General features: G+C 43.3%; 24 protein-coding genes and 1 riboswitch. Of the genes, 21 read left to right on the forward strand and 3 right to left on the reverse strand.

Annotation, left to right across the window (positions count from 1 at the left end; translation table 11 throughout):
* Positions 1-115 precede the first annotated feature (115 nt).
* From dnaX to EKM67_RS04330, 10 genes are all read left to right on the forward strand, one after another.
* Entirely contained in the window at positions 116-1,825 is a 1,710-nt protein-coding gene (gene dnaX / locus EKM67_RS04285; RefSeq protein ID WP_125577627.1) for a DNA polymerase III subunit gamma/tau, read from the forward strand.
* A gap of 31 nt (positions 1,826-1,856) precedes the next feature.
* Positions 1,857-2,165: a YbaB/EbfC family nucleoid-associated protein gene (locus tag EKM67_RS04290; RefSeq protein WP_164506558.1), complete on the forward strand. Its 309-nt coding sequence runs from the start codon at positions 1,857-1,859 to the stop codon at positions 2,163-2,165.
* A gap of 12 nt (positions 2,166-2,177) precedes the next feature.
* The gene (recR, locus tag EKM67_RS04295) at positions 2,178-2,774 is read left to right on the forward strand and encodes a recombination mediator RecR (protein ID WP_125577631.1); all 597 of its coding nucleotides are present in this window, start codon (positions 2,178-2,180) and stop codon (positions 2,772-2,774) included.
* 1 nt (position 2,775) lies between these two features.
* Entirely contained in the window at positions 2,776-3,024 is a 249-nt protein-coding gene (locus EKM67_RS04300; RefSeq protein ID WP_125577633.1) for a YaaL family protein, read from the forward strand.
* A 61-nt stretch (positions 3,025-3,085) separates the two neighbouring features.
* Entirely contained in the window at positions 3,086-3,715 is a 630-nt protein-coding gene (gene tmk / locus EKM67_RS04305; protein ID WP_125577635.1) for a dTMP kinase, read from the forward strand.
* 46 nt (positions 3,716-3,761) lie between these two features.
* Positions 3,762-4,091: a cyclic-di-AMP receptor gene (locus tag EKM67_RS04310; protein WP_125577637.1), complete on the forward strand. Its 330-nt coding sequence runs from the start codon at positions 3,762-3,764 to the stop codon at positions 4,089-4,091.
* 15 nt (positions 4,092-4,106) lie between these two features.
* Entirely contained in the window at positions 4,107-5,090 is a 984-nt protein-coding gene (gene holB / locus EKM67_RS04315; protein WP_164506559.1) for a DNA polymerase III subunit delta', read from the forward strand.
* A gap of 2 nt (positions 5,091-5,092) precedes the next feature.
* Positions 5,093-5,446, forward strand: coding sequence for a DNA replication initiation control protein YabA (locus EKM67_RS04320; RefSeq protein ID WP_125577640.1), 354 nt, complete (start codon positions 5,093-5,095; stop codon positions 5,444-5,446).
* 13 nt (positions 5,447-5,459) lie between these two features.
* Positions 5,460-6,344, forward strand: coding sequence for a 16S rRNA (cytidine(1402)-2'-O)-methyltransferase (rsmI, locus tag EKM67_RS04325; RefSeq protein ID WP_125577642.1), 885 nt, complete (start codon positions 5,460-5,462; stop codon positions 6,342-6,344).
* Positions 6,345-6,388: 44 nt separating this feature from the next.
* The gene (locus EKM67_RS04330) at positions 6,389-7,123 is read left to right on the forward strand and encodes an acyl-[acyl-carrier-protein] thioesterase (RefSeq protein WP_125577644.1); all 735 of its coding nucleotides are present in this window, start codon (positions 6,389-6,391) and stop codon (positions 7,121-7,123) included.
* A 1-nt stretch (position 7,124) separates the two neighbouring features.
* Here EKM67_RS04330 and EKM67_RS04335 read toward each other — a convergent pair whose 3' ends face one another.
* Positions 7,125-8,099 carry an asparaginase gene (locus EKM67_RS04335; protein WP_125577646.1) on the reverse strand — a complete coding sequence of 325 codons (975 nt, stop codon included), beginning with the start codon at positions 8,097-8,099 and terminating at the stop codon, positions 7,125-7,127.
* 114 nt (positions 8,100-8,213) lie between these two features.
* Positions 8,214-8,307, forward strand: a riboswitch (THF riboswitch).
* A gap of 104 nt (positions 8,308-8,411) precedes the next feature.
* Here EKM67_RS04335 and EKM67_RS04340 point away from each other — a divergent pair.
* The 5 genes from EKM67_RS04340 (at position 8,412) to EKM67_RS04360 (ending at position 11,929) form a co-directional block, all read left to right on the forward strand.
* On the forward strand, positions 8,412-8,975 hold the full coding sequence (locus tag EKM67_RS04340) for a folate family ECF transporter S component (RefSeq protein ID WP_125577648.1): 564 nt from the start codon (positions 8,412-8,414) through the stop codon (positions 8,973-8,975).
* Positions 8,976-9,099: 124 nt separating this feature from the next.
* The gene (tsaB, locus tag EKM67_RS04345) at positions 9,100-9,834 is read left to right on the forward strand and encodes a tRNA (adenosine(37)-N6)-threonylcarbamoyltransferase complex dimerization subunit type 1 TsaB (RefSeq protein ID WP_164506560.1); all 735 of its coding nucleotides are present in this window, start codon (positions 9,100-9,102) and stop codon (positions 9,832-9,834) included.
* On the forward strand, positions 9,818-10,369 hold the full coding sequence (gene rimI, locus EKM67_RS04350) for a ribosomal protein S18-alanine N-acetyltransferase (RefSeq protein WP_164506561.1): 552 nt from the start codon (positions 9,818-9,820) through the stop codon (positions 10,367-10,369). The genes tsaB and rimI overlap by 17 nt, the downstream gene beginning before the upstream one ends.
* 65 nt (positions 10,370-10,434) lie before the next feature.
* Positions 10,435-11,457, forward strand: coding sequence for a tRNA (adenosine(37)-N6)-threonylcarbamoyltransferase complex transferase subunit TsaD (gene tsaD / locus EKM67_RS04355; protein ID WP_125577675.1), 1,023 nt, complete (start codon positions 10,435-10,437; stop codon positions 11,455-11,457).
* Between the two features lie 154 nt (positions 11,458-11,611).
* On the forward strand, positions 11,612-11,929 hold the full coding sequence (locus tag EKM67_RS04360; RefSeq protein ID WP_125577654.1) for a PTS sugar transporter subunit IIB: 318 nt from the start codon (positions 11,612-11,614) through the stop codon (positions 11,927-11,929).
* Positions 11,930-12,014: 85 nt separating this feature from the next.
* Here EKM67_RS04360 and EKM67_RS04365 read toward each other — a convergent pair whose 3' ends face one another.
* Entirely contained in the window at positions 12,015-13,919 is a 1,905-nt protein-coding gene (locus EKM67_RS04365) for an ABC-F family ATP-binding cassette domain-containing protein (protein WP_125577657.1), read from the reverse strand.
* A gap of 248 nt (positions 13,920-14,167) precedes the next feature.
* Between EKM67_RS04365 and EKM67_RS04370 the strand changes: the two genes are divergently transcribed.
* Positions 14,168-14,881: a redox-sensing transcriptional repressor Rex gene (locus EKM67_RS04370; RefSeq protein WP_125577659.1), complete on the forward strand. Its 714-nt coding sequence runs from the start codon at positions 14,168-14,170 to the stop codon at positions 14,879-14,881.
* Between the two features lie 164 nt (positions 14,882-15,045).
* Here EKM67_RS04370 and EKM67_RS04375 read toward each other — a convergent pair whose 3' ends face one another.
* Positions 15,046-15,702 (reverse strand): CPBP family intramembrane glutamic endopeptidase, encoded by a 657-nt coding sequence (locus EKM67_RS04375; protein WP_125577661.1) that lies wholly within the window; start codon positions 15,700-15,702, stop codon positions 15,046-15,048.
* 255 nt (positions 15,703-15,957) lie between these two features.
* Here EKM67_RS04375 and groES point away from each other — a divergent pair, with 255 nt between their 5' ends.
* The 5 genes from groES to yihA all read left to right on the forward strand — a co-directional run bounded on the left by groES (position 15,958) and on the right by yihA (position 22,574).
* Positions 15,958-16,242, forward strand: a complete 285-nt coding sequence (groES, locus tag EKM67_RS04380) for a co-chaperone GroES (RefSeq protein ID WP_125577663.1) — start codon at positions 15,958-15,960, stop codon at positions 16,240-16,242.
* Between the two features lie 34 nt (positions 16,243-16,276).
* Entirely contained in the window at positions 16,277-17,902 is a 1,626-nt protein-coding gene (groL, locus tag EKM67_RS04385) for a chaperonin GroEL (protein WP_125577665.1), read from the forward strand.
* 989 nt (positions 17,903-18,891) lie between these two features.
* Complete coding sequence (tig, locus tag EKM67_RS04390) at positions 18,892-20,175, forward strand: trigger factor (protein WP_125577667.1); 1,284 nt, start codon at positions 18,892-18,894, stop codon at positions 20,173-20,175.
* Positions 20,176-20,402: 227 nt separating this feature from the next.
* Positions 20,403-21,656, forward strand: coding sequence for an ATP-dependent Clp protease ATP-binding subunit ClpX (gene clpX / locus EKM67_RS04395; protein WP_125577669.1), 1,254 nt, complete (start codon positions 20,403-20,405; stop codon positions 21,654-21,656).
* Positions 21,657-21,986: 330 nt separating this feature from the next.
* Positions 21,987-22,574, forward strand: a complete 588-nt coding sequence (gene yihA / locus EKM67_RS04400) for a ribosome biogenesis GTP-binding protein YihA/YsxC (RefSeq protein ID WP_125577671.1) — start codon at positions 21,987-21,989, stop codon at positions 22,572-22,574.
* The last annotated feature ends 116 nt before the right edge of the window (positions 22,575-22,690 follow it).

Consider the following 22,690-nt stretch of genomic DNA (forward strand, 5'->3'; position numbering starts at 1 on the left):
TTTGTTAAAGTTAAGTCATGTGTTTCGACGATCTGGTTGTTTCTAGGATCGGCGGAACTGTGTTGGATCAGATGTGAAAAAATAAAAAATGTGTCCACTAAAAAGAAGGAGAACTATGGCTTATCAAGCATTGTATCGCGTTTGGCGTCCACAAAACTTCCATGAAGTTGTCGGTCAAAAAATTGTGACTCAAACGTTAAAAAATTCCATTGTCACGAATCAAATCAGCCATGCCTATCTTTTTTCTGGCCCACGTGGCACGGGGAAAACTTCCTGTGCGAAGATTTTTGCGAAGGCGATCAACTGTTTGAACAGTGATAATGGTGAGCCTTGTAATCATTGCGAAATTTGCAAGGCCATCAACGAGAACCGTTTGACCGATATCATCGAGATCGATGCCGCATCTAATAACGGTGTGGATGAGATCCGTGATATTCGCGATAAGGTAAAATATCCACCCACACAGGCGAAGTACAAAGTTTATATTATCGATGAAGTTCATATGCTTTCGACCGGCGCATTCAACGCCTTGCTTAAAACTTTAGAGGAACCACCCGCACATGTCGTCTTTATTCTGGCGACGACCGAAGTGCAGAAGATTTTACCAACGATTATTTCGCGGACGCAGCATTTTAGTTTCCGCAGAATTTCACCACCGGATATTTCGGAACAGTTGGTGAAAATTCTCGATCAGAAAAAAATCAGTTATGATGAAAAAGCAATCACTGTGATCAGCCGGGCAGCTGACGGCGGCATGCGGGATGCGTTGAGTATTCTCGATCAGGTGCTTTCTTTCGGTAATGACCATGTCTCCCTGGAGAATGCGCTGGAAGTGACTGGTGATGCCAACGACGCCCAATTAGATCAATATTTAACGGCAGTGCTACAGAATCAAGTCACGCCTGCGTTAACACAGATCAATGATTTGTTTACGAACGGCAGCTCTGCGGATCGATTACTCGAAGGGGTCATCGAATTATTGCGGGATTTATTACTGCAAAAAAATGACGCAAGCACGCTAGCAACAATTTCGTTTAGACAACTTTCACCGCAATTGGTCGAAGCTGCTTCAGAGTTGAGTTCGAGTCAGTTATATACGATGATCGATATTGCTAATGAAATTCAGCTGCAACTCAAAAATAGCGCGCACAGTGATTTATTTTTGGAAGTCATGACCGTCAAATTAAGTAATGTCGTTAATCAAAAAGCCCCCGCAGCTGCAAATACTCAGGAAGTCGAACATTTGCAACAAGAAGTCGATCAGCTGAAAGCAACGATTCAGCAACTACAACAAACTGGCGTGAGTCAACCGCAACACAAAGCAACTACCACATCGACACCGCATCGTTCAGCGGAAGTGAAAGTTAATCGCCAACAAGTCTATGCGGTTTTGGCCAGTGCGACGAAAGAAAGTTTGACTGCTGTGCGCGATGTGTGGCCAGATCTGCTTTCGAAATTGACGCCGGCTAAACGGGCGATGATGAAAGTCTCCGAGCCGGTTGCTGCCAGCCCAGAATCGATCGTCGTTGCGTTTACTTATGAATTCACGTTGCGCACTGCGACCACGGATCAAGACTTACAAGATGCGTTAAAGTCTGAATTAAATTCATTGATGAATAATCAGGCTAATATTATTTTAGTTCAGAAAGATCAATGGCCTAAGCTCCGCAAAGATTACATCGCAACGTTGCATCAAGCACAACCTGTGAGCGATGAATCTGAACCACAGGATCCAACTGCTTCTGCAAAACCACAAACACCTAAAATTGTGGATGAAGCCACTAAATTATTTGGTGATCAAATCGTTAAAGTCGAGTCAAATTAAATGAGCGTCTAAAATGAAAGGAAGATAAATAATGAGAGCAAATCCTGGGAATATGGGCAACATGATGCGTAAAATGCAGAAGATGCAAAAAGAAATGCAAAGCGCACAGGCTGAACTAGAGGTCAAAGAATATACCAGCACCTCAGCTGATGACTTGATCAAGGTCACCATGACCGGCAAACACGAAATTAAGGACATTTCGATCGATGCCAAAGTGATCGATCCAGATGATCCAGAAATGTTGCAAGATTTATTGATCGAAACCCTCAATCAAGTGTTGACTGAGGTTGATCAGGACACTGAAAATACCATGGGTAAATATACTCGTGGTTTAATGTAGGATGTGTGAGTAATGCAATATCCAGAAGCAATCGCGAAATTGATCGAAAGTTATATGAAACTACCTGGAATTGGCAGCAAGTCGGCAACCCGTTTGGCTTTTTACACCATTGATATGGATGATGAAGATGTTAAAGACTTTTCCGACAGCCTGATTGCTGCTAAAAAAGATCTTCACTATTGTTCAATTTGTGGCAACATTACCGATGAGGATCCCTGTGAGATTTGCCGAGATAAGAGCCGTGATCAGACCCAAATTTTAGTAGTTGAGCAACCCAAAGATATTATGGCACTCGAAAAAATGAATGATTATCAAGGCCTCTATCACGTGCTACACGGTGTTTTATCCCCAATGGATGGGAAAGGGCCTGAAGATTTAAACATTGCGCCATTGATCAAAAGATTGCAGAAATCTGACGTTAATGAAGTGATCATCGCGACCAACGCCTCGCCAGAAGGGGAATCAACGGCAATGTATTTGGCACGATTGATCAAACCCGCGGGTATCAAAGTGACTCGACTTGCGCATGGTTTATCTGTTGGCTCCGATATCGAATACGCGGATGAAATGACTTTGCAGCGTGCTGTCGAGGGTCGTCAGGAGATATAAGATGTTTAACTTCAAGCCCAAATTACGGTTACGGAAACAAACGGATCAACGCTTACTCGCACAAATTGACGCAGCCAAGAAACATTGGCTTTGGTTGAAACAAACCGAAACACAAGACATTGATGTGGATCCGCTGTTGATCAATCAAGTGAAACTACAACGCGCAAAATATGATTTCTTATTTGTGGAAGCGCGGCATCGTGGCACTCACGCGACCAACTTGCACGAAGGAATTACACGACGACTTTGAAATGGTGAGCATTTTTGTGATTGTTTATGAATAAATTAGGTAAAATGGAGTAGAGGCAAATATGGCAGGATTATTCATCTCATTCGAAGGCCCAGATGGTGCTGGCAAGACGACCGCAATCAAATCGATCGTTTCAAAAATTGAGGCAATTGATTCGCGCAAAGTGGTCGTCACGCGCGAACCCGGTGGCAGTAAAATTGCAGAAGAAATTCGGCAAATCATTCTGGATCCTCAACACACGGAGATGGATGATTGGACGGAAGCCCTGCTTTATGCCGCATCACGGCGTCAACATCTCACCGAGGTCATCAAGCCAGCCTTAGCTGCTGATCAGATCGTACTCTGTGATCGGTATGTCGATAGTTCGGTTGCTTATCAAGGCGGCGGTCGTCAATTAGGCACCCAAGCAGTGGCACAATTGAATGATTTCGCCATTCAAGGCGTGTACCCAGATTTGACACTATACTTTGATTTACCGGTGGCAGTCGGATTACAACGGGTCAGAAAAATTGGCGCCGGATTTGATCGCTTGGAAGGCGAGAAGCTGGCTTTCCATGAGCGAGTACATGCCGCGTATTTACAATTAGTCGCAGCTAATCCTCAACGGATCAAGTCGGTCAACGCGGCCCAGAAACCCGATCAAGTCGCTGCTCAGTGCTTTAGTATTATTCAGCAATACTTAGTTAAATGATCCTGCTCTAATCATTCATGAATTTTCCACTATAGGAGGAGTTATTATGAAGCTGATTCTCGCTATTGTTCAAGATAAAGATGCCAATATTCTGAGTAATGAATTCATTGATTCAAACATTCGGGCAACGAAATTATCTACGACCGGCGGATTTCTCAAGTCCGGCAATACGACTTTTATTGTTGGTATCGAAGACGATCGTGTCGACGAAGTGCTCTCAATTATCAAGCAAACTTCACATGCACGCCAACAATTCATTACACCACCAGCAAACTTGGATCCAATGGGTGATAGTTCAATGCCTTACCCAATTGAAGTCCAAGTCGGTGGCGCGACGGTTTTTGTCATGCCTGTTGATGCTTTCCATCATTTCTAGGATCCCGTCGATATCGTGAAAGAAAGCTTAGCAGAATTAAAACAACATTTTAAATCCGTCATCGATAATCACGAGCTTAGTCATGCTTATTTGTTCAATGGTCCAGCGAACTCTGGTAAGTCTGAACTAGCTCAGTGGTTGACGATGCGGTTATTTTGTGAAAATTTGCAGGACGGTGCACCCTGCGAAAAGTGTGCCGAATGTCAACGAATTCAGGAAGGCAATAATCCTGATTATTTGGTGATCAGTCGTGACACTAAAACAATTGGCATCGATGATATTCGTTATCTGAAACAAGAATTATCGAAGAGTGGTCTTGAGAGTCAACGTCGCGTTTTTGTCATTAAAGATGCGGATAAAATGACGATTCCAGCAGCCAATTCGTTGCTTAAATTTCTAGAAGAGCCTTCTAGTCAAATTTTGATCATCTTAACGACGAGTCGGTTGGGGCGGATCTTACCCACGATCCAATCACGGTTGCAGGTGGTCAACTTTCAGGCGCCTTCTCTAGTTGAACGTCAGCGCGCCATCCAAGAAATGGGTATTTCGACTGAGTTAAGTGAAATTTTGAGTGCCACTCAAATGACTTTAGCAGAAATTAAAACGATGAGCGAAAACATTGATTTCAGCGATTTACAAAAAATTTTCTGGCGTTGGTTGAATCAAGTGTTTACTGGCAAAGAAACCGCAATGCCACTCGTGCAAATGCAATTGTTGCCGAACTTCAAGGATGAGTCTTTGAAACAATTACTGCAGACCATGTTGATTGCGGCCTTTAGTGATTTATTAACGGTCAAGAGTGGGTTAGAGCGGCCTTTAAATTGGCGGCAACATCAGGATAGTTTTGAGAACGCCGCGTCATTTTTGACGACAACACAAGTGGCAACTGACTTAGAGTTTGTGTTACAATTACGGCGAAAACTCGAAGCCAATGTTAGTTTTCAAAGTGTCATAGAACAATTAACGTTACAACTTATAGCGGTTAAAGAGGGAAATTAGAAATGAGTCAGCAAGATCCTTTTACAGATTTTCAGCGTTTAGCGACTGAAGCAGATAGTCTTGCTCGTGATCTGATGGCGTTTCGACAAGAATTAAATCGTGTCTTGGAACAAAACGCTGAGTTGGTCATCGAAAACAAGCATTTGCGTGGTCGCTTAGATCAATTATCTGAACAAACTGGGCAGAGTGATAAACCAGAGATGTTGCCATCTCGTCGTAACCTTGAAAAACTTTACGATGCAGGTTTTCACATCTGCAACATGATGTATGGTGCTCGGCGTGAAAACGATGAGCCCTGTGCGTTTTGTACAAATATAATTTATGGTAATGGTGACCGTCGTAGTCACCAAGCTTAAAGGGGGCCTTTCGTTGCAAATTCAACAGAGCTTTGCAGCTACAGATCAGGGCACTCTTTTTTTGGTGCCAACACCGATCGGCAATTTAGATGATATGACGATGCGTAGCCTTAACACGCTTAAACAGGTCGATTTAATTGCCGCAGAGGACACGCGCAACACGGGTAAGCTTCTGGCCCACTTCGAGATCAAAACACCTCAAATCAGCTTTCATGAGCATAATACGCAACAGCGAATTCCAGAGTTGATTGCAAAATTACAAGCGGGTCAATCCATCGCCCAAGTTTCAGATGCTGGCCTGCCTTCGATTTCTGATCCAGGTCACGAATTGGTTGACACGGCGATTGCGGCAGGTATTTCAGTGGTGCCATTGCCTGGTGCTAGTGCTGGAGTCACGGCTTTAATCGCTTCGGGACTTTCACCACAACCATTTTATTTCTATGGTTTTTTGCCGCGCAAGAACAAAGAATTAAAGTTAGCTTTAGACGATTTCAAATTACATGCAGAGACGATTATCTTGTATGAATCGCCTCATCATTTACAACGAACGCTGACCGATTTAGCCGAAGCATTTGGCGAAGCGCAACAATTAGTCTTGGGACGCGAATTAACCAAGCTCCATGAGTCGTTCGAGCGCGGTACCATTGGTGAATTGCAGGCTTGGTATACAGAACATAGTCCACGTGGGGAGTATGTCGTGCTGTTGGCTGGACCGAAGCAAGTAAGCCAAAATCTCGATCCGATCGATTTAGAGCCTGAGGAAATTATTGCCTTGATCGATTCATTGATCAATGAGGGTAGCAAGCCCAATCCTGCCATCAAGCAAGTTGCGCAACAATTACAGTTGAGTCGTCAAGCTGTTTATCAAATCTATCATCATCTTTCGAGTGCCGATTAGGAAATTGTATCTGCGCTTAAAAAAATAAAATTGGGGTTAAAATAATGGCAATCGAGACATATGCAGAAGATTTTGTAGTTCCTTTTTATGAATGTGATCCGACGGGCACGCTGCATTTGTCGGCAATGATGAATCATTTAGTGCTGGCTTCAGAACGGCAGCTGACGAGTTTAGGTGTTGGTCCCATTTTTATGGGCACTCTTGGCTTGGGTTGGGTAACCACGCAGTATGAAATTAAGATCACCCGTTTGCCGAAACAACATGAGCACGTCACCGCCGAAACGCGTGCTACACAGTACAACAAATTTTTCTGTTATCGTGATTTCTGGTTACATGATGATGCGGGAGCTGAATTGGCGTTTGTGCGGAGTATCTGGGTCGTGATCGATTTAAAAGCGCGTAAAATGATTCGGCTGCCTGCAGAATTGACCGAAAAAATAGCCTCTGGATTTAAACCGGAGGTTATCCGTTTTCCACGTATCGAGAAAGTCGATTGGGAAGCTGAAACTGTTTTAGCTAAGATATTTCGGGTGCGGTACTTCGATATTGATAGCAATCATCACGTTAACAATGCACATTACTTCGACTGGATGCTGGATAGCTTGCCACTAGAGTTCTTGAAGACACATACGATCGATTCGATGTCGATCAAGTATGATAACGAAGTGACTTATGGTAATGAGATCAGTAGCCAGGCCACGCAAAGTGAGTTATTGACGCAGCATCGGATCATGAATGGCGATCAATTAGCAGCAGAAGCAAAAATTAACTGGCGGTGAGTTAAGAGACGGCGTTGTTGACGTACGCTTTCAACTCGGCGCCTTTTTTGCCGGCCGAAAGTGCAACCAAAAGTTTGATCCGCGCCTTTTGTCCATTGAGGCCGCGGCAGAAAATGATGCCCATTTTCTTCAGCTCGACGCCACCGCCTTCATAATCGTAGACATCCTCGGCGACGCCATTAAAGCAGCGAGACACGAGCACAATGGGGATGTTGCGGTCGAGCAATCTTTGAATGCCCGGCAATGTTTGCGGTGGTAGATTTCCTGCACCGAGCGCTTCGATGACGAGGCCGTTGGTTGTCGGTAAATCTAGCGCGTCGAATAATTCACTCGACATGCCGGCATAAGCCTTTAATAAATAAACGTGGTTGGCCAAATGATCGATGTGACAAATTTCTTGATTGATCAATTCTTGATAGAAATGAACGTGTTGCTTCGAAATCAAACCGATCGGGCCAAACGTTGGCGTGCGGAAAGTCGACACATTGGTCGTGTGTGTTTTCGTGACGAAACGAGCGGTGTGAACTTCATCATTCATCGCCACCAGCACGCCTTTGTCGCGCGCCGCATCCGCGTAAGCCGTCCAAACGGCGTTGCGGAAGTTGTATAAGCCATCGCTACCGATTTCGTTGGATGAGCGCATGGCACCCGTGACGACGATAGGGATGTGTGTGGGTAAAGTCAGATCGAGAAAGTAGGCGGTCTCTTCCAACGTATCGGTTCCGTGGGTGACGACAACGCCATCGATGCCTTCTTTTTCGGCCTTCAAAATGCGATTTCCCAGTTCCAGCATCCGTTCAGGAATCATATGTGGCGAGGGTAAGTTGAAGATTTCTTCGGTGATCAATTGTAGCTTACCCGAGAATTCACCTGTTGCATCTAGTAAAGGGTTATGTTCGTTGGGTAAAATATTACCGGTTTGATCGGCGGACATCGCAATCGTGCCACCGGTGTGTAAGACGAGAATCTTTTTCATAGTTGACCTTCTTAATGATTGATTAGCCTGATTTTAACACAAAAAGAGGGGTAATTCGTCAAAAGAAAGACAAATAACTTGTCCTTCGCCATAAATTGCTTTATCATCTGTCTATTCGGAGTAGGCAACTAAGCGTAAAGTGCTGACGGAACGGAATGTGAACGTTGGACGAAGGTTTATCCGCGATTTAGTTGCCGCATTCGCCGCGTTCGGATCATGTGATCGACTTTTAAAACTTGAACATTAGTCAGGCTTTAGTTTGAATCACATGTTGATTTGGGTAGTGGCGCTCCAACAAAGGAGTGGTCTAAAATGAACAAAATTACAACTCATCAATCGGCCTTATTGCGATTGGTTTACTTAGCGTTTCTCATCGCGGTTCGGTTAGTTGTGGGACGCTTTTCTTTTGGCACAACTTTTCTACAGATCAGTGCGACTTTCTTAGTCAGTGCGCTGATCGGTCACTGGTACGGACCTTGGTATGCGGGACTTGCTGGTGGGATCAGCGATGTGATCGGTGCCTCGCTGTTTCCTAATGGCGCGTTTAATCCCGCGTTCACCGTGGTTGCCATTCTGAGTGGTGTTATCTATGGCTGGTTGCTTGATTATCGACGGATGCCGCAGATCAGTCGTTGGCGCATCGCAACCTTGTCAGTCGTCGTCAACTTAGGCATCAATTTAGTGGTGAACACCTTATTACTTTTTTACATGTATAAGACGCCATTCTGGCCGTTATTCTGGACGCGTTTGCCGAAAGAATTGATCATGTTGCCGATCTATTACGTGGGCATTTATTATTTGTTAAAAACGGTCGGTCGATTGAGGCTGACCCAACGAATTGTGCCCGAACAATGGAAAAAAAGTGAGCACCCGTAAATTTCGTGGTGCCACCAGATTCACAGCGACGAGAAATTGCGGTTGCGGTTAACAAGTGCAACTTTTTCCGTCGTGTTTTTTATGGTAGAATGTTCCTATTACTTAAATGAAAGAGGCGTTTATTTTGCGAACGCTCGCAATCGATACCTCGGCGATTCCGCTGAGTGTGGCTGTGATCGAAGACGGTGTGCCAGTGGCTTCCGTTTTGACAGCCCGTAAAAAAAATCATAGTGTTACCTTACTACCCGCCATTCAAGAAGTCTTAGCATTGGCGCAACTGGAGCCCAATGACTTGGACCGGATCGTTGTGGCGGCTGGACCCGGTTCGTATACGGGCGTCCGAATTGCAGTCACAACGGCGAAAACTCTGGCTTGGACACTCAATAAACCAATTTACGCGGTCTCAAGTTTGGCTGCATTGACCGTTTCTTGGTCGCAAATTAATGACACTTTGATCGTGCCCTTGATCGACGCTCGTCGTGATCATTTCTTCAGTGGCTTTTATCAGTGGCAGTCTGAACAATTACAGCAGTTACAAGCGGATGCTTATTTAGCGCGTCAATTGATCGTTGCACAAATCAAACAGTTAGCACCTGAAAAAGTGATCCTGAGTGGTGAGCTGAATACCGAACAACAGGCCTACTTTAAGGAACAGCTCTCAGAATTGAACGTTATTTTTGCTCAGGGCACCCAAAGAATGCCACTTGCGTCCGGCTTTGACTTATTGATCCGAGGTCAAAAACCGGTGGCAGATCTCGATGCATTTGTCCCAGTTTATTTACGCAAGACGGAAGCCGAAGTTAATTGGCAAGCCAAACATCCCAACGAGGAATCTACGCATTATGTTGAACAAGTTTAAAAATCTTTTTCAACCTCAGCGAAATCAAGCCACGACGAGTGATGAATTTGTTGAGGAAGAATTTCAACTTCAGACACAAACTTATTATCTCCGCCGGTTGACAGCTGCGTCATTGGATGACCTGTTGATGATCGAACGCGACGTTTATGCTGGCCAGACTCCTTGGGATCGTCTGGTTTTTTTGAATGAGATCAATAAGCGGTATAAACATTTGTATGTTGGTTTGTACGATGCGAATGCGACATTGATCGGTTTTGTTGGGGCTTGGTTTAGTGAGACCGAATTGCATATCACGAACATTGCCGTTTTAAACGCTTGGCAAAATTTGGGTTTGGGACGACGATTGATGCAATTGATGATCGACCAAGCTAAACAGCGCGGATGCCAACAGGTGACCTTAGAAACGCGGATCACCAATGAGCCGGCCAAACATCTTTATCATCAGTTAGGCTTCGTCGACCGCAAGATCCGCAAGAATTATTATGCACTGGATAATGAAGATGCCATTTCCATGTGCTTGTTATTGGCAGATTGAGTCGCATTTTTCAAATTTAAATCAATTAACGACAGATTTCTAAAAAAGTAGAGTGAACATTTTTGATAAAAAATAATCGTGAATTAATCTTAGCTTTCGAAACAAGTTGTGATGAAACTAGTGTGGCCGTCATCGAGGATGGCCACAAAATACTGAGTAATATTATTGCTACTCAAATTAAGAGTCACCAACGTTTTGGCGGTGTGGTTCCAGAAGTGGCTAGCCGTCATCATGTCGAGCAAATCATTCAATGTACCCAAATGGCGCTGGATGAAGCCGAGGTGACCTATGAAGACTTGACGGCAGTCGCTGTGACTTATGGTCCCGGACTAGTGGGCTCCTTATTGATCGGTATTACCGCTGCCAAAACGATCGCGTTTGCCCACAAGTTGCCGCTGATCCCAGTGAATCATTTAGCTGGGCATATTTATGCGGCGCAACTGGTGACACCGCTCAGCTATCCATTCATGGCGCTGGTGGTCTCTGGTGGCCACACTGAGCTCGTTTATGTGTCTGCGCCTAATGACTATCAGCTGCTTGGCGAAACGCGTGACGACGCAGCAGGTGAGGCCTACGACAAAATTGGCCGGGTGTTAGGAATTAATTATCCAGCGGGTAAGGCTGTCGACCAGTTGGCTCATCAAGGCAATGATACGTTTAAATTTCCGCGAGCAATGATCAAAGAAGATAATTTTGATTTTAGCTTTAGTGGCTTAAAGAGCGCGTTTATCAATACGGTTCATCACGCAGATCAACTGGGCGAGACTTTAGACCGCGCAGATCTAGCCGCGAGTTTCCAAGCCAGTGTCTGCGATGTGCTAGTCGAAAAAACCTTGCATGCACTTGCGGAACATCCAGTTAAACAGTTGGTCGTTGCCGGCGGCGTTGCGGCTAACCAAGGCTTACGCGAACGGTTGACCGCAACGATGGCGACTGCCGATCCACAGACGGAATTGATCGTGCCACCATTGCGCTTATGTGGCGACAACGCTGCCATGATCGGTGCAGCAGCATCGGTTCAATTGGCAACACATCAAGCATTTGCCGGAATGGATCTTAATGCGGTTCCAAGTTTGGACCTGGTTTAAATAACGATATCGGTTTTTAAGTGGCGCAAATCAATTGTGAATCGTCAGATTGTTTGATGATAAATCATTGACAGCAACGATCATTTGAAGTATGATTTTCATATAATGAAAACGGTTAGCAAGTTTTCATGCAAACATAAAGGAGCGTTTCACAATGGCTGAAAAAACAATCATGTTAGTATGTAGCGCAGGTATGTCAACAAGCCTGTTAGTTACAAAAATGCAAAAAGCTGCAGAAAAGAAGGGTATCGAGGCTAAAATCTTCGCAACTGCTGCTGGCGATGCTGACAACGCACTTGCTTCTAACGACGTTGACGTCTTATTGTTAGGACCACAAGTTCGTTTCATGTTATCACAATTCCAACAAAAGCTTGAAGGCAAAGATATTCCTGTTGAAGTTATCGACATGCGTGCTTATGGCATGATGGATGGCGACACAGTTTTGGCACAAGCCGAAAAATTAATGGACTAGATTTAATCTGATCCGACATAAAAAGCTAACCAGTTTCTGGTTAGCTTTTTTGCTTGCTTAATTTTATTTTGTAGGTGGATCTTGATTAACTGAAGTTCTCTAACTTTTCCGAGGCAGCCAACCAGTCGTTTTCGGCGGTTTGTTGCTGGACTTGAATGTTTTCTAATTGAGCCTGCAATTCAGCTAGCTTCTGGAAATCGTTTAAGTTTTCCGGTTGGGTCATTTCGAGTTGGACGGCTTGGTTCTTTTCTTCGAGTTCTGCCATCGTATTTTCGAGACTAGCGACATTGCGCTCTAATCGCCGAACTTCTTTTTGTTGTTCTTTATCGGCTTTAAAGGCGGCCTGATTATCACTGATCACGGTTTCCTTGGTTGCTTGCTCAGGAGTTGCTAATTCTTGACGCTTCTCTAAGTAGAAGTCATAATTACCATGATAAATGTGACTGCCTTGCCCATCGATATCGATGATTGTATCTGCCAGGCTGTTGATGAAATAACGGTCATGCGAAACAAAAATCAAGGTGCCGGCGAAATTTTCCAACGCGGCTTCTAAAACTTCTTTGCTTTGAATGTCTAAATGGTTCGTTGGTTCATCCATCAATAGCACATTACGTTTTTCCATCGCCAGTTTGGTGAGCAGGAGCCGGGCTTTTTCACCACCAGAGAGTTGATGAACAACTTTTTTGACATCGTCACCGCGGAATAGAAAACTACCTAGCACGTTGCGAATTTGTTGTTCGGGCAATAGGGGATGCTCGTCCCAAATCGTATCGAGAACGGTCTTGCTTGAATCGAGCTGGCTTTGATTCTGATCGTAGTAACCAATGGCGACGTTCGCGCCAAATTTAAAGGTGCCGCGTAATGGCGGGATTTCTTCCAGTAAAGTCTTCACTAAAGTTGATTTGCCAATACCGTTAGGACCAATGATGGCGACTTTTTGCTGCTTACGCACGTCAAAATTAATCGGGCTAGACATCACATGATCTTCGTAACCAATGGCCAGATCATGAACCAGCAAGACTTCTTTACCGGTTTCAGCGGTGATCTCAAATTGGAAATGAGCAGACTGTTCGCCAGACTTGGGTTTTTCGAGACGATCCATTTTGTCTAATTGTTTCTGGCGACTTTGGGCGCGTTTAGTCGTTGATTTGCGGGTGATATTTTTTTCGACAAAAGTTTCTAATTTCTTGATTTCAGATTGCTGTTGTTCGTATTCTTTTTCGGCGTGTTCTTGTTCTTCATCCGCACGATGCAGATAGTCGGTATAATTTCCGCGATAGTGTTTGAGTTGATGTTGTGTGAGGGCATAAATTTCCTTGGCGACGTGATCGAGGAAATATTGGTCATGCGACACAACGAGAATCGCGCCAGGATAACCTTGCAAATAAGTCTCGAGCCAATTCAACGTTTCGATGTCCAAATGGTTAGTTGGTTCATCCAAAATCAGCAATTCTGGTTTCTGCAGCAGAATCTTAGCCAGGGCCAGTCGAGAACGCTCACCACCAGATAATTCGGAGATCTGCATCTCATAGGTCGTTTCGGGAAATTGGAATCCATTCAGAACAGTTTTAATTTCGGTTTCGTACGTGTAGCCGTTTTTGGCCTTGTAAGTGTTGAGCAGCTCGTCATAATTTGCCAGCAAGGTTTGATTGGTTGGTTCGGCGATCAATTGCTGCTCCATCTCTTTGAGTTGTTGGGCAATTTGTTGTAATTCACTGAAGACGGTTAACATTTCGGCAAAAATCGTCCGTTGGGAATCCAAACCGCTATTCTGAGCGAGGTAGCCAATGTTAACGCCCTTGTTTTTGATGACTTGTCCTTGGTCGGCGGGATCGATACCGGCGATGATCCGTAACAGCGTGGATTTTCCGGCACCATTCACACCCACAAGACCAATGCGCGCGTGATCTTGCACTTCCAGGTTAACTTTATCGAATAGGGTCTCAGCACCGAAAAAACGGGCGACTTGCTGAGCTTGTAGAATAATCATAATTGCCTCCTGAACAATAGAAATTTGAAATTAAAGAAAATTTAAGCAATGAATTAATGGCCGTTTTAACAAGTATGAATGCCTTGAAACACGAGATAAGCATATTACTTGAAATAAAATCACTAAATAAGCTATGATACTTGGTAAGTTAATTCTTGTTTATTTTCTGAAATTGTGGAATAATTCTTAATGATAATTGACATAGTATCAAATCTAAAAAAAGTTTGAAAGTCTGAGGTGTTTCAGCAATGGCTGAAATAAAGATTCCAAAGGCAACCGCAAGACGGTTACCATTATACTATCGCTATCTTCAATTTTTGCACGATAGCGAAAAAACAAAATTTTCTTCTGCTGATTTATCCGAGGCAGTGAAGGTGGATAGTGCGACGATCCGTCGTGACTTTTCATACTTCGGTGCATTAGGTAAGCGCGGATATGGATATGACGTTGAATCATTACTGTCATTCTTTAAGCGCCTCTTAAATCAGGATCGTTTGACCAGTGTTGCGTTGATCGGGGTCGGTAATTTAGGACATGCTTTACTGAATTACAACTTCCGTCAATCTAATAATATCAGAATTAGTGCCGCTTTTGACGTTGATTCTAAAATTACTGGAACGATTCAAAGTGGTGTTCCAATTTATGGCATGGATGACTTAGAAACGCAATTGGCACAGCAACAAATCGATATTGTGATCCTTTCGGTGCCAATGGATGTTGCCCAAGGGATTACTGATCGCTTAGTTAGCGCAAATGTTCATGGTATTTTGAACTTTACGCCGTTGCGGGTCAGTGTTCCTGACAATGTTCGCGTTCATAATGTTGATTTAGCAAATGAATTGCAAACCTTGATCTATTTCTTGGATAACTTCAAGGATGATGGCACTTTGGTCAACCCAATGGCTGATGAAGTCAACAATGCCAAGGCTGCTAAAGAAAAGAAAGATTCAGAATCAAAGTAAGTTGATCACAATCAAGTTGTTTCGCAATGATCGCTGAGGGTCATTGTGAAGGCTTGATTGTTTTTTTGTGCCTGAGTTCCGCTGTTTAAAACCACGAGTAAGCCCTAATACCTTCGTACACTTGGTATTAGGGCTTTTTCTATTCATTAGTTTGTTTGATCAAATTAGCGGATAAGTAAGGCTAAGGCCATCGTAATGCCATTGAAGAGACCGTGGGCGATGATGTTAACGACGATCGAATTGGTGCGTTTATATAGCCAGCAAAGCGCCAGACCGATACCAGCGTAGACGATTAAAAAGTTATTGTCGTTGTGCGCTAAGCCAAATAATAAAGCCGAAACTAGTGCGGCACCCAGCGGATTGATCAATTTACGTCCAACACCATAAATATTTTTGCGGAAAACAACTTCCTCCATGATCGGAGCTAACACAACGCCATAAATAATAAAGGCGGGGGCAATTTTAACGATTTCCAAAATCTGTTGGGTGTTTTGAGAAGGATTGGGTTGGCCGAAGAGCAAAATAATCAGCACTGAACCAACGATCTCCGTCGCATAGAGTAAGATCATCCCACCAACGCCGTACAAGGTTTTGTCGGCGATGGAAAGTTTTTTATCTGGCGCGATCTCCAACTTCTTATCGCCTTTACGGTCTAACCAAATCAACGCAGCGGCACCGATCGCCGTCAGTAAAACTTGAACATTAATGGCCGTGGCACCTTTTATTTTAAAGAGTTGTAGAATCAGATCCGGTAAGATGAGCACGATCAGGTAACAGACAATGATCGTACCAATTTTTGAGAGTGCGGTTTTTTTATTCATAAGGCGTCCTTTCTGATGGTAATGTGTCTATCATATCAATTTTAACTGTATTTAACAAAACGCGCGACATATTTCAATCGTTTTGCTTTGTTTTAGGCTAATTATTGCGTCATCCGTCAAATTGAAGCGGTTGAATTTTAAAAAAACTAAAGCGCAAATACTTGCATTCAACGCTAGAAATGTTATGATATTTCTTGTGGTTAGCACTTGGGCATGATGAGTGCTAAATAAATAAAATTAACGGAGGGATTTTCTGTGTTAAAACCTTTAGGAGATAGAGTTATCGTCACTGTTGAAGAACAGGAAGAACAAACAGTTGGTGGCATTGTTTTAGCTAGCAACGCAAAAGAAAAACCACAAACAGGCAAGATCGTTGCCGTTGGTGCAGGTACTGTCACTGATTCAGGTAAACAATTACCCGTTTCAGTTAAAGAAGGACAGACCGTGATGTTCGACAAATATGCGGGTTCCGAAGTTAAGTTCGAAGGACAATCATATTTGGTCCTACACGAAAAAGATCTTATGGCAATCGTCGACTAATTAAATAAATAAATTTATCAGAGGTGTATTTTAAATGGCAAAAGAAATAAAGTTTTCTGAAGACGCACGTGCCGCAATGTTGCGTGGTGTTGATCAACTAGCAAATACTGTTAAAACAACTTTAGGACCTAAAGGCCGTAATGTTGTGCTTGAAAAATCATATGGTTCACCAGAAATCACAAACGATGGTGTAACTATTGCCAAAGGGATCGACTTAGAAGATCACTTTGAAAATATGGGTGCTAAATTAGTTTCAGAAGTTGCTTCTAAGACTAACGACATCGCTGGTGATGGGACAACCACTGCCACGGTTTTGGCACAAGCAATTATTCGCGAAGGTATGAAGAACGTGACTGCCGGCGCTAACCCAGTTGGTATCCGTCGTGGTATCGAATTGGCAACTAAAGCTGCCGTAGACGAATTACACAAGATTTCTCATAAAGTTGAAAATAAAGATCAAATCGCCCAAGTTGCTTCTGTTTCATCTTCGAGCGATGAAGTCGGTAAATTGATCGCTGATGCTATGGAAAAAGTTGGTCATGATGGTGTCATCACGATCGAAGAATCAAAAGGGATCGAAACTGATCTCGATGTTGTTGAAGGGATGCAGTTTGATCGTGGTTACTTATCACAATACATGGTCACTGATAACGACAAGATGGAAGCCGATCTCGACAATCCATATATCTTGATCACTGATAAGAAAATCTCAAACATCCAAGAAATTTTACCAATGTTGCAAGAAATCGTTCAACAAGGCAAGGCATTATTGATCATTGCCGACGATGTTGAAGGTGAAGCTTTACCAACACTTGTATTGAACAAGATCCGTGGCACGTTCAACGTTGTTGCAGTTAAGGCACCTGGCTTCGGTGATCGTCGTAAGGCACAATTGGAAGATATTGCTATTTTGACTGGCGCAACCGTTATTACTGGCGACTTAGGCCTCGAATTGAAAGATACGAAGCTCGAGCAATTAGGTCAAGCTGGCAAGGTTACCGTTACTAAAGACAACACAACAATTGTTGAAGGCGCGGGTTCTAAAGACGCCATCAACGAACGAGTTGAATTGATCAAGGGTCAGATTGCCGATACAACTTCAGACTTTGACCGTGAAAAGTTACAAGAACGCTTAGCTAAATTAGCTGGTGGTGTTGCAGTGATCAACGTCGGTGCTGCGACTGAAACAGAATTGAAAGAACGCAAGTATCGCATTGAAGACGCCTTGAACGCAACTCGTGCAGCCGTTGAAGAAGGTTACGTTGCTGGTGGTGGTACTGCCTTAGTTAACGTGATCCCTGCAGTTGCTAAGTTGTCAGAAGAGGGCGACGTTCAAACTGGTATCAACATCGTTCTTCGCGCTTTGGAAGAACCCGTTCGTCAAATCGCTGAAAATGCTGGACTCGAAGGCTCAGTTATTGTTGAGCATTTGAAGAACGAAAAAGTTGAGATCGGTTATAACGCTGCAACTGACAAATGGGAGAACATGGTTGACGTCGGTATCATCGACCCAACTAAAGTGACTCGTTCTGCTTTACAGAACGCTGCCAGTGTTGCTGCTTTGTTGTTAACAACTGAAGCAGTTGTTGCTGACAAGCCAGAGCCAGAGAAGCCTGAAGCACCAGTAGGCCCAGGTGCTGGTATGGGTGGTATGATGTAGTCACTGCTTTAATTAAATTGTTTTTTGTTTGTAGATCCCGATTAATCGTCGGGATCTATTTTTTGTCTTTGAAAATCGTATCTACCTGCGGTCGAAAGTGCTGGGGCAGGCAGGTCTGTGGCTGTGGGACCGCTCTCCGCTTTTCCAAGGGCGGGAAAAGCTCCGAGCTTCGATTTGAGCCTCGGAAAAACGCCGAGTCTCGAATCGATCCACCATGTAAGGCGGGCAAAAACGGCCCGCCTTACATGGTTAGCACTGCCACGACTGCCTGCCCCAGCACTTTCGACCTAAACTTAATTAGCTTAACGTAGGATTTGAATGGTTGGGTTCCTGGAAGTTGATTCTCAAGGTAGCCTTTACTTTGAATAGTTAAAGAAGAAAAGCGATGAATTTCAAATCTGCGCAAAATAACACACGACAAATTTTAAAATAGGTGCAGAATAGCCTGAAAATGCTGATATCATAGCGTTTTAGTCGAAAGATTGCGCCTATTTTTAAATTGGTCGTGTGTCTAGATTGCCGATTTTCATTTTGCACGTTAAAAATTTAGAAAGATAAATTAAATATACAACGTTGAACATGTCGAGCTCTTCCGAATAGAATAGGCGAAATTTGTGGTGGGAACTGGGACTGCAGTGGCAATTTTGTTAATGAGCGGTCCTTGCGAATTTACAAAATGGGGAAATGTGAGATCCGGCGGTTTTCCGGAGCTCACATTTCAGGCGGAAAACTTTTGGCGAACTTCCAAAAGCTTGGAGCCGTCCCCACAGCAGTCACCAGTTCCCACCACAAATTTCGCCGGAACCACACAAAAAATGTCATCTCTTTCAATCAAATTAGGTGCACACAATTTTAGTACATCAGAAAATAGTTACCAAACGTGAAAAAAGGCGGATTTTTAATGAAGTTTCATTTACTTTTTATTCTAAATACGATAAGATTGACAGGTATGTAAAACAGATTGACGTAATTTATATCGGAGGTTAATTATGACGACCACATGGGAAAAGAAGGGCACCAATGACGGTGAACTTACATTTGAAATTAGTATTAACGAAATTAACAAAGGCTTAGACACTGCGTTTGCGCGCGTTAAAAAGAATTTGTCTGTTCCTGGATTCCGTAAAGGCAAAGTTTCTCGCACAGTTTTCAATAAAATGTACGGCGAAGCTTCACTTTATGAAGATGCTTTGAATGCTGTATTACCAGAAGTTTATGATGCAGCAGTTGAAGAAGCAAAGATCGAACCCGTTGATCAACCAGAAATCAGTATTGAAAAGATGGATCCTAACGAACCTTGGCTGATCAAGGCTAAAGTGACAGTTAAACCTGAAGTTGTTTTAGGCGACTATAAGGGCTTGACTGTTCCCAAGCAGAACAGTGAAGTAACGGATGCTGATGTTGACGCTGAATTAGAGAAACGTCGCGAACAACAAGCTGAATTAGTTCTTAAAGAAGACGGTGTTAGCGAAAATGGCGACACGGTTGTGATCGATTATAAAGGAACTGTTGATGGCAAAGAATTCGATGGCGGTTCTGCAGAGAACCATTCATTGGAATTGGGCTCAAACACATTCATTCCCGGCTTTGAAGAACAATTAGTTGGTCACAAATCTGGCGATGATGTTGACGTTGTGGTCACATTCCCAGAAGATTACCAAGCTAAGGATCTCGCCGGCAAAGAAGCTCATTTTGCAACGACTGTTCACGAAGTTAAGACTAAGGAATTACCTGAACTTGACGATGATTTTGCCAAAGATATCGACGAAGAAGTTGATACTTTGATCGAACTCAAAGCTAAGCTCAAGGAACAATTAGAATCAACTAAGAAAGACGAAGCTGAATCAGCTATTCAAGAAGCAGCCATCAACAAAGCTGTTGAGAATTCTGAAATCAAAGACTTGCCTGAAGCAATGCTTGAAACAGAAGTTCATAACCAAATGGATCAATATTTGGGCAACATGCAACGCCAAGGTATCGATCCTAAGATGTACTATCAATTAACTGGTACAAGCGAAGATGATCTTCACAAGCAATTCGAACAAGACGCCGAACAACGCGTTAAGACGAATTTGGTTTTGGAAGCCATCGTTAAAGCTGAAGAAATTGTGCCAAGTCAAGAAGAAATCGACGCTGAAATCGATAACTTAGCAAGTGAGTATAACATGGAAAAAGATGCCGTTCGTAAGGCATTGACAGACGACATGTTAGGTCATGATATTGGTATCAAGAAAGCCATCGATATCATTACTGATTCTGCTGTCCAAGAATAAATCGAATTGCTGATGATGAGCAATGAAGTTGAGGTTGGTCACGAACATGGGCCAGCCTCTTTTCTGTCTAAAAGCTCGATTTTCTGTTATCATTTAGTCAGGTTCTAAACTGTATTTAGATTTGACGATCGTTCTTTTGAGCGGTTGTTGGCGATAAACAGAATGCTTTACAGCAATGCTAAGCTGTGCTATCGTACACTTAATTAGCTCATAAAGGTGGACAAAAAATGTTTGATAATATGCAGACGACTGGAACGGTGAAATGTTCGTTTTGTGGTAAAACACAGGACCAAGTTAAAAAAATCATTGCCGGCCCTGGTGTTTACATCTGTAATGAATGTATTGATTTATGCAAAGATATTTTAGACGATGAATTGCGTGAAGACGCCGTTGAACAAAACGTGAAGGTTCCTAAACCTAAAGAAATTCTCGATTTCCTTGATGAATATGTGATCGGTCAGGATCGTGCGAAACGCGCGCTTTCTGTTGCCGTTTATAATCACTACAAGCGAGTTAACCAAATGGCTGTTGCCGAAGATGGCGATACTGAATTGCAAAAGAGCAATATTGCTTTGATCGGCCCAACTGGTTCAGGTAAGACGTTCTTAGCGCAAAGTTTAGCGCGCGTCTTGAACGTGCCCTTTGCAATCGCTGATGCAACCACTTTAACAGAGGCTGGCTACGTCGGTGAAGATGTCGAGAACATTTTGTTGAAGTTGTTGCAAAACGCCGACTATGATGTTGAACGTGCGCAACGCGGCATTGTTTATATTGATGAAATCGATAAAATCGCTAAAAAGAGCGAGAACGTTTCGATCACACGCGATGTTTCTGGTGAAGGGGTTCAACAAGCTTTGTTGAAGATCCTTGAAGGGACTATTGCCAATGTTCCACCTCAGGGCGGTCGTAAACATCCTCAACAAGAATTCATTCAAGTCGACACGACGAATATCTTATTCATCGTGGGTGGCGCGTTTGACGGCATCGAAGACATCGTTCGCAATCGCTTAGGCGAGCAAACGATCGGTTTCGGTTCTGCCGAAGAGAAAACGCAAGAATTCGATGCAGATCATGTCTTACAACAGATTATTCCTGAAGACTTGATGAAGTTCGGGATCATTCCCGAATTTATCGGTCGTATTCCAATTATTTCTGCTTTGTCGAAACTGACTGAGAATGATTTGGTTCAGATTTTGACTAAGCCTAAGAATGCGTTGGTTAAACAATACGAGAAGTTGATCGATCTTGATGGTGTGAAACTTGAATTCACTGAAGGCGCCCTACACGCCATCGCGCATCAAGCTATCGAGCGCAATACCGGTGCCCGTGGTCTTCGTTCGATCATGGAAAGTGTCATGCAAGATACGATGTTTGAATTACCAGAAAAAGAAAATGTCGAAAAAGTTATTGTGAATAAACCTTCTGTCTTAGGGCATCAAGAGCCAGAAATTGTTTCCACTGATAGCGAAAAAGCTTCATAATCTATAAAAATACAAAAAAATTCAGATGATTACTAGCATCATCTGTTTTTTTGTAGCTTGTTAGGCTTGTTGGGGTAAAATGGTATTTAACGGCTCATTTTGTTGGTGGCGTTAGTTCTGCGAGATTAGAGACTCTTGTTTGATTATGTTTTGGAGCTACGTTGGTTTGTCTGCTTTTTTTGTAGCTTGTTAGGTTTGTTGAAGTTAACTGGTGTTAACGACTCATTTTGTTGGTGGCGCTAGTTCTGCTAGATTAGAGACCCTTGTTTGATTCTGTTTTGGAGATACGTGGTTTGGTGGTTTAATTTTAGATTAAAGAGGAAATATTTTATGAAAGTTACAGATGCACAAATGCTGATCAGTGCTGTTAGCGACGCGCAATATCCTAAGGCTGGGTTGCCTGAGATCGTCTTGTCTGGCCGCTCTAATGTGGGTAAATCTTCATTGATCAATCGCTTGCTTAGTCGCAAAAGTCTGGCTAGAACTTCCAGTTCACCTGGTAAAACGCAGACGCTGAATTTCTATCAAGTTAATCAAATCTTGAATTTGGTGGATGTTCCCGGTTATGGTTATGCCAAAGTTTCCAAGACGCAACGCGAAAAGTTCGGTCAGATCATTGAACATTACTTGGAGTCGCGTAAAGAATTGAAGGGTGCCGTGATTTTGGTCGACGCGCGCCATGAACCGACTGAGGATGACAAGGCGATGTATCATTATGTCGATTATTTTGATATTCCTATTCTAGTCGTGTCGACTAAGATCGATAAGATTTCCAACAACCAGCGCGCTGGCTCATTGAAACGTATCCGTCAGTCACTGGAGATGCCATCAGAAGAGCCGCTACAGTCTTTCAGTGCGATCAACGGTGAAGGATCGTCTGAGATCTGGAGCTGGATCGAGCACCGCATGAAGGACTAATTAAAGCACGCTTCGAAAGATACGCAACTATGAATAAAACACCCTCGTCTGCACTAGGCCCTGTCAAGTTGACAAATGAAATAATATAAAGTTGAATCTGTTTCTAAGCGGCTTCA

Source organism: Lapidilactobacillus mulanensis (assembly GCF_003946215.1).
Classification (GTDB): Bacteria; Bacillota; Bacilli; order Lactobacillales; family Lactobacillaceae; genus Lapidilactobacillus; species Lapidilactobacillus mulanensis.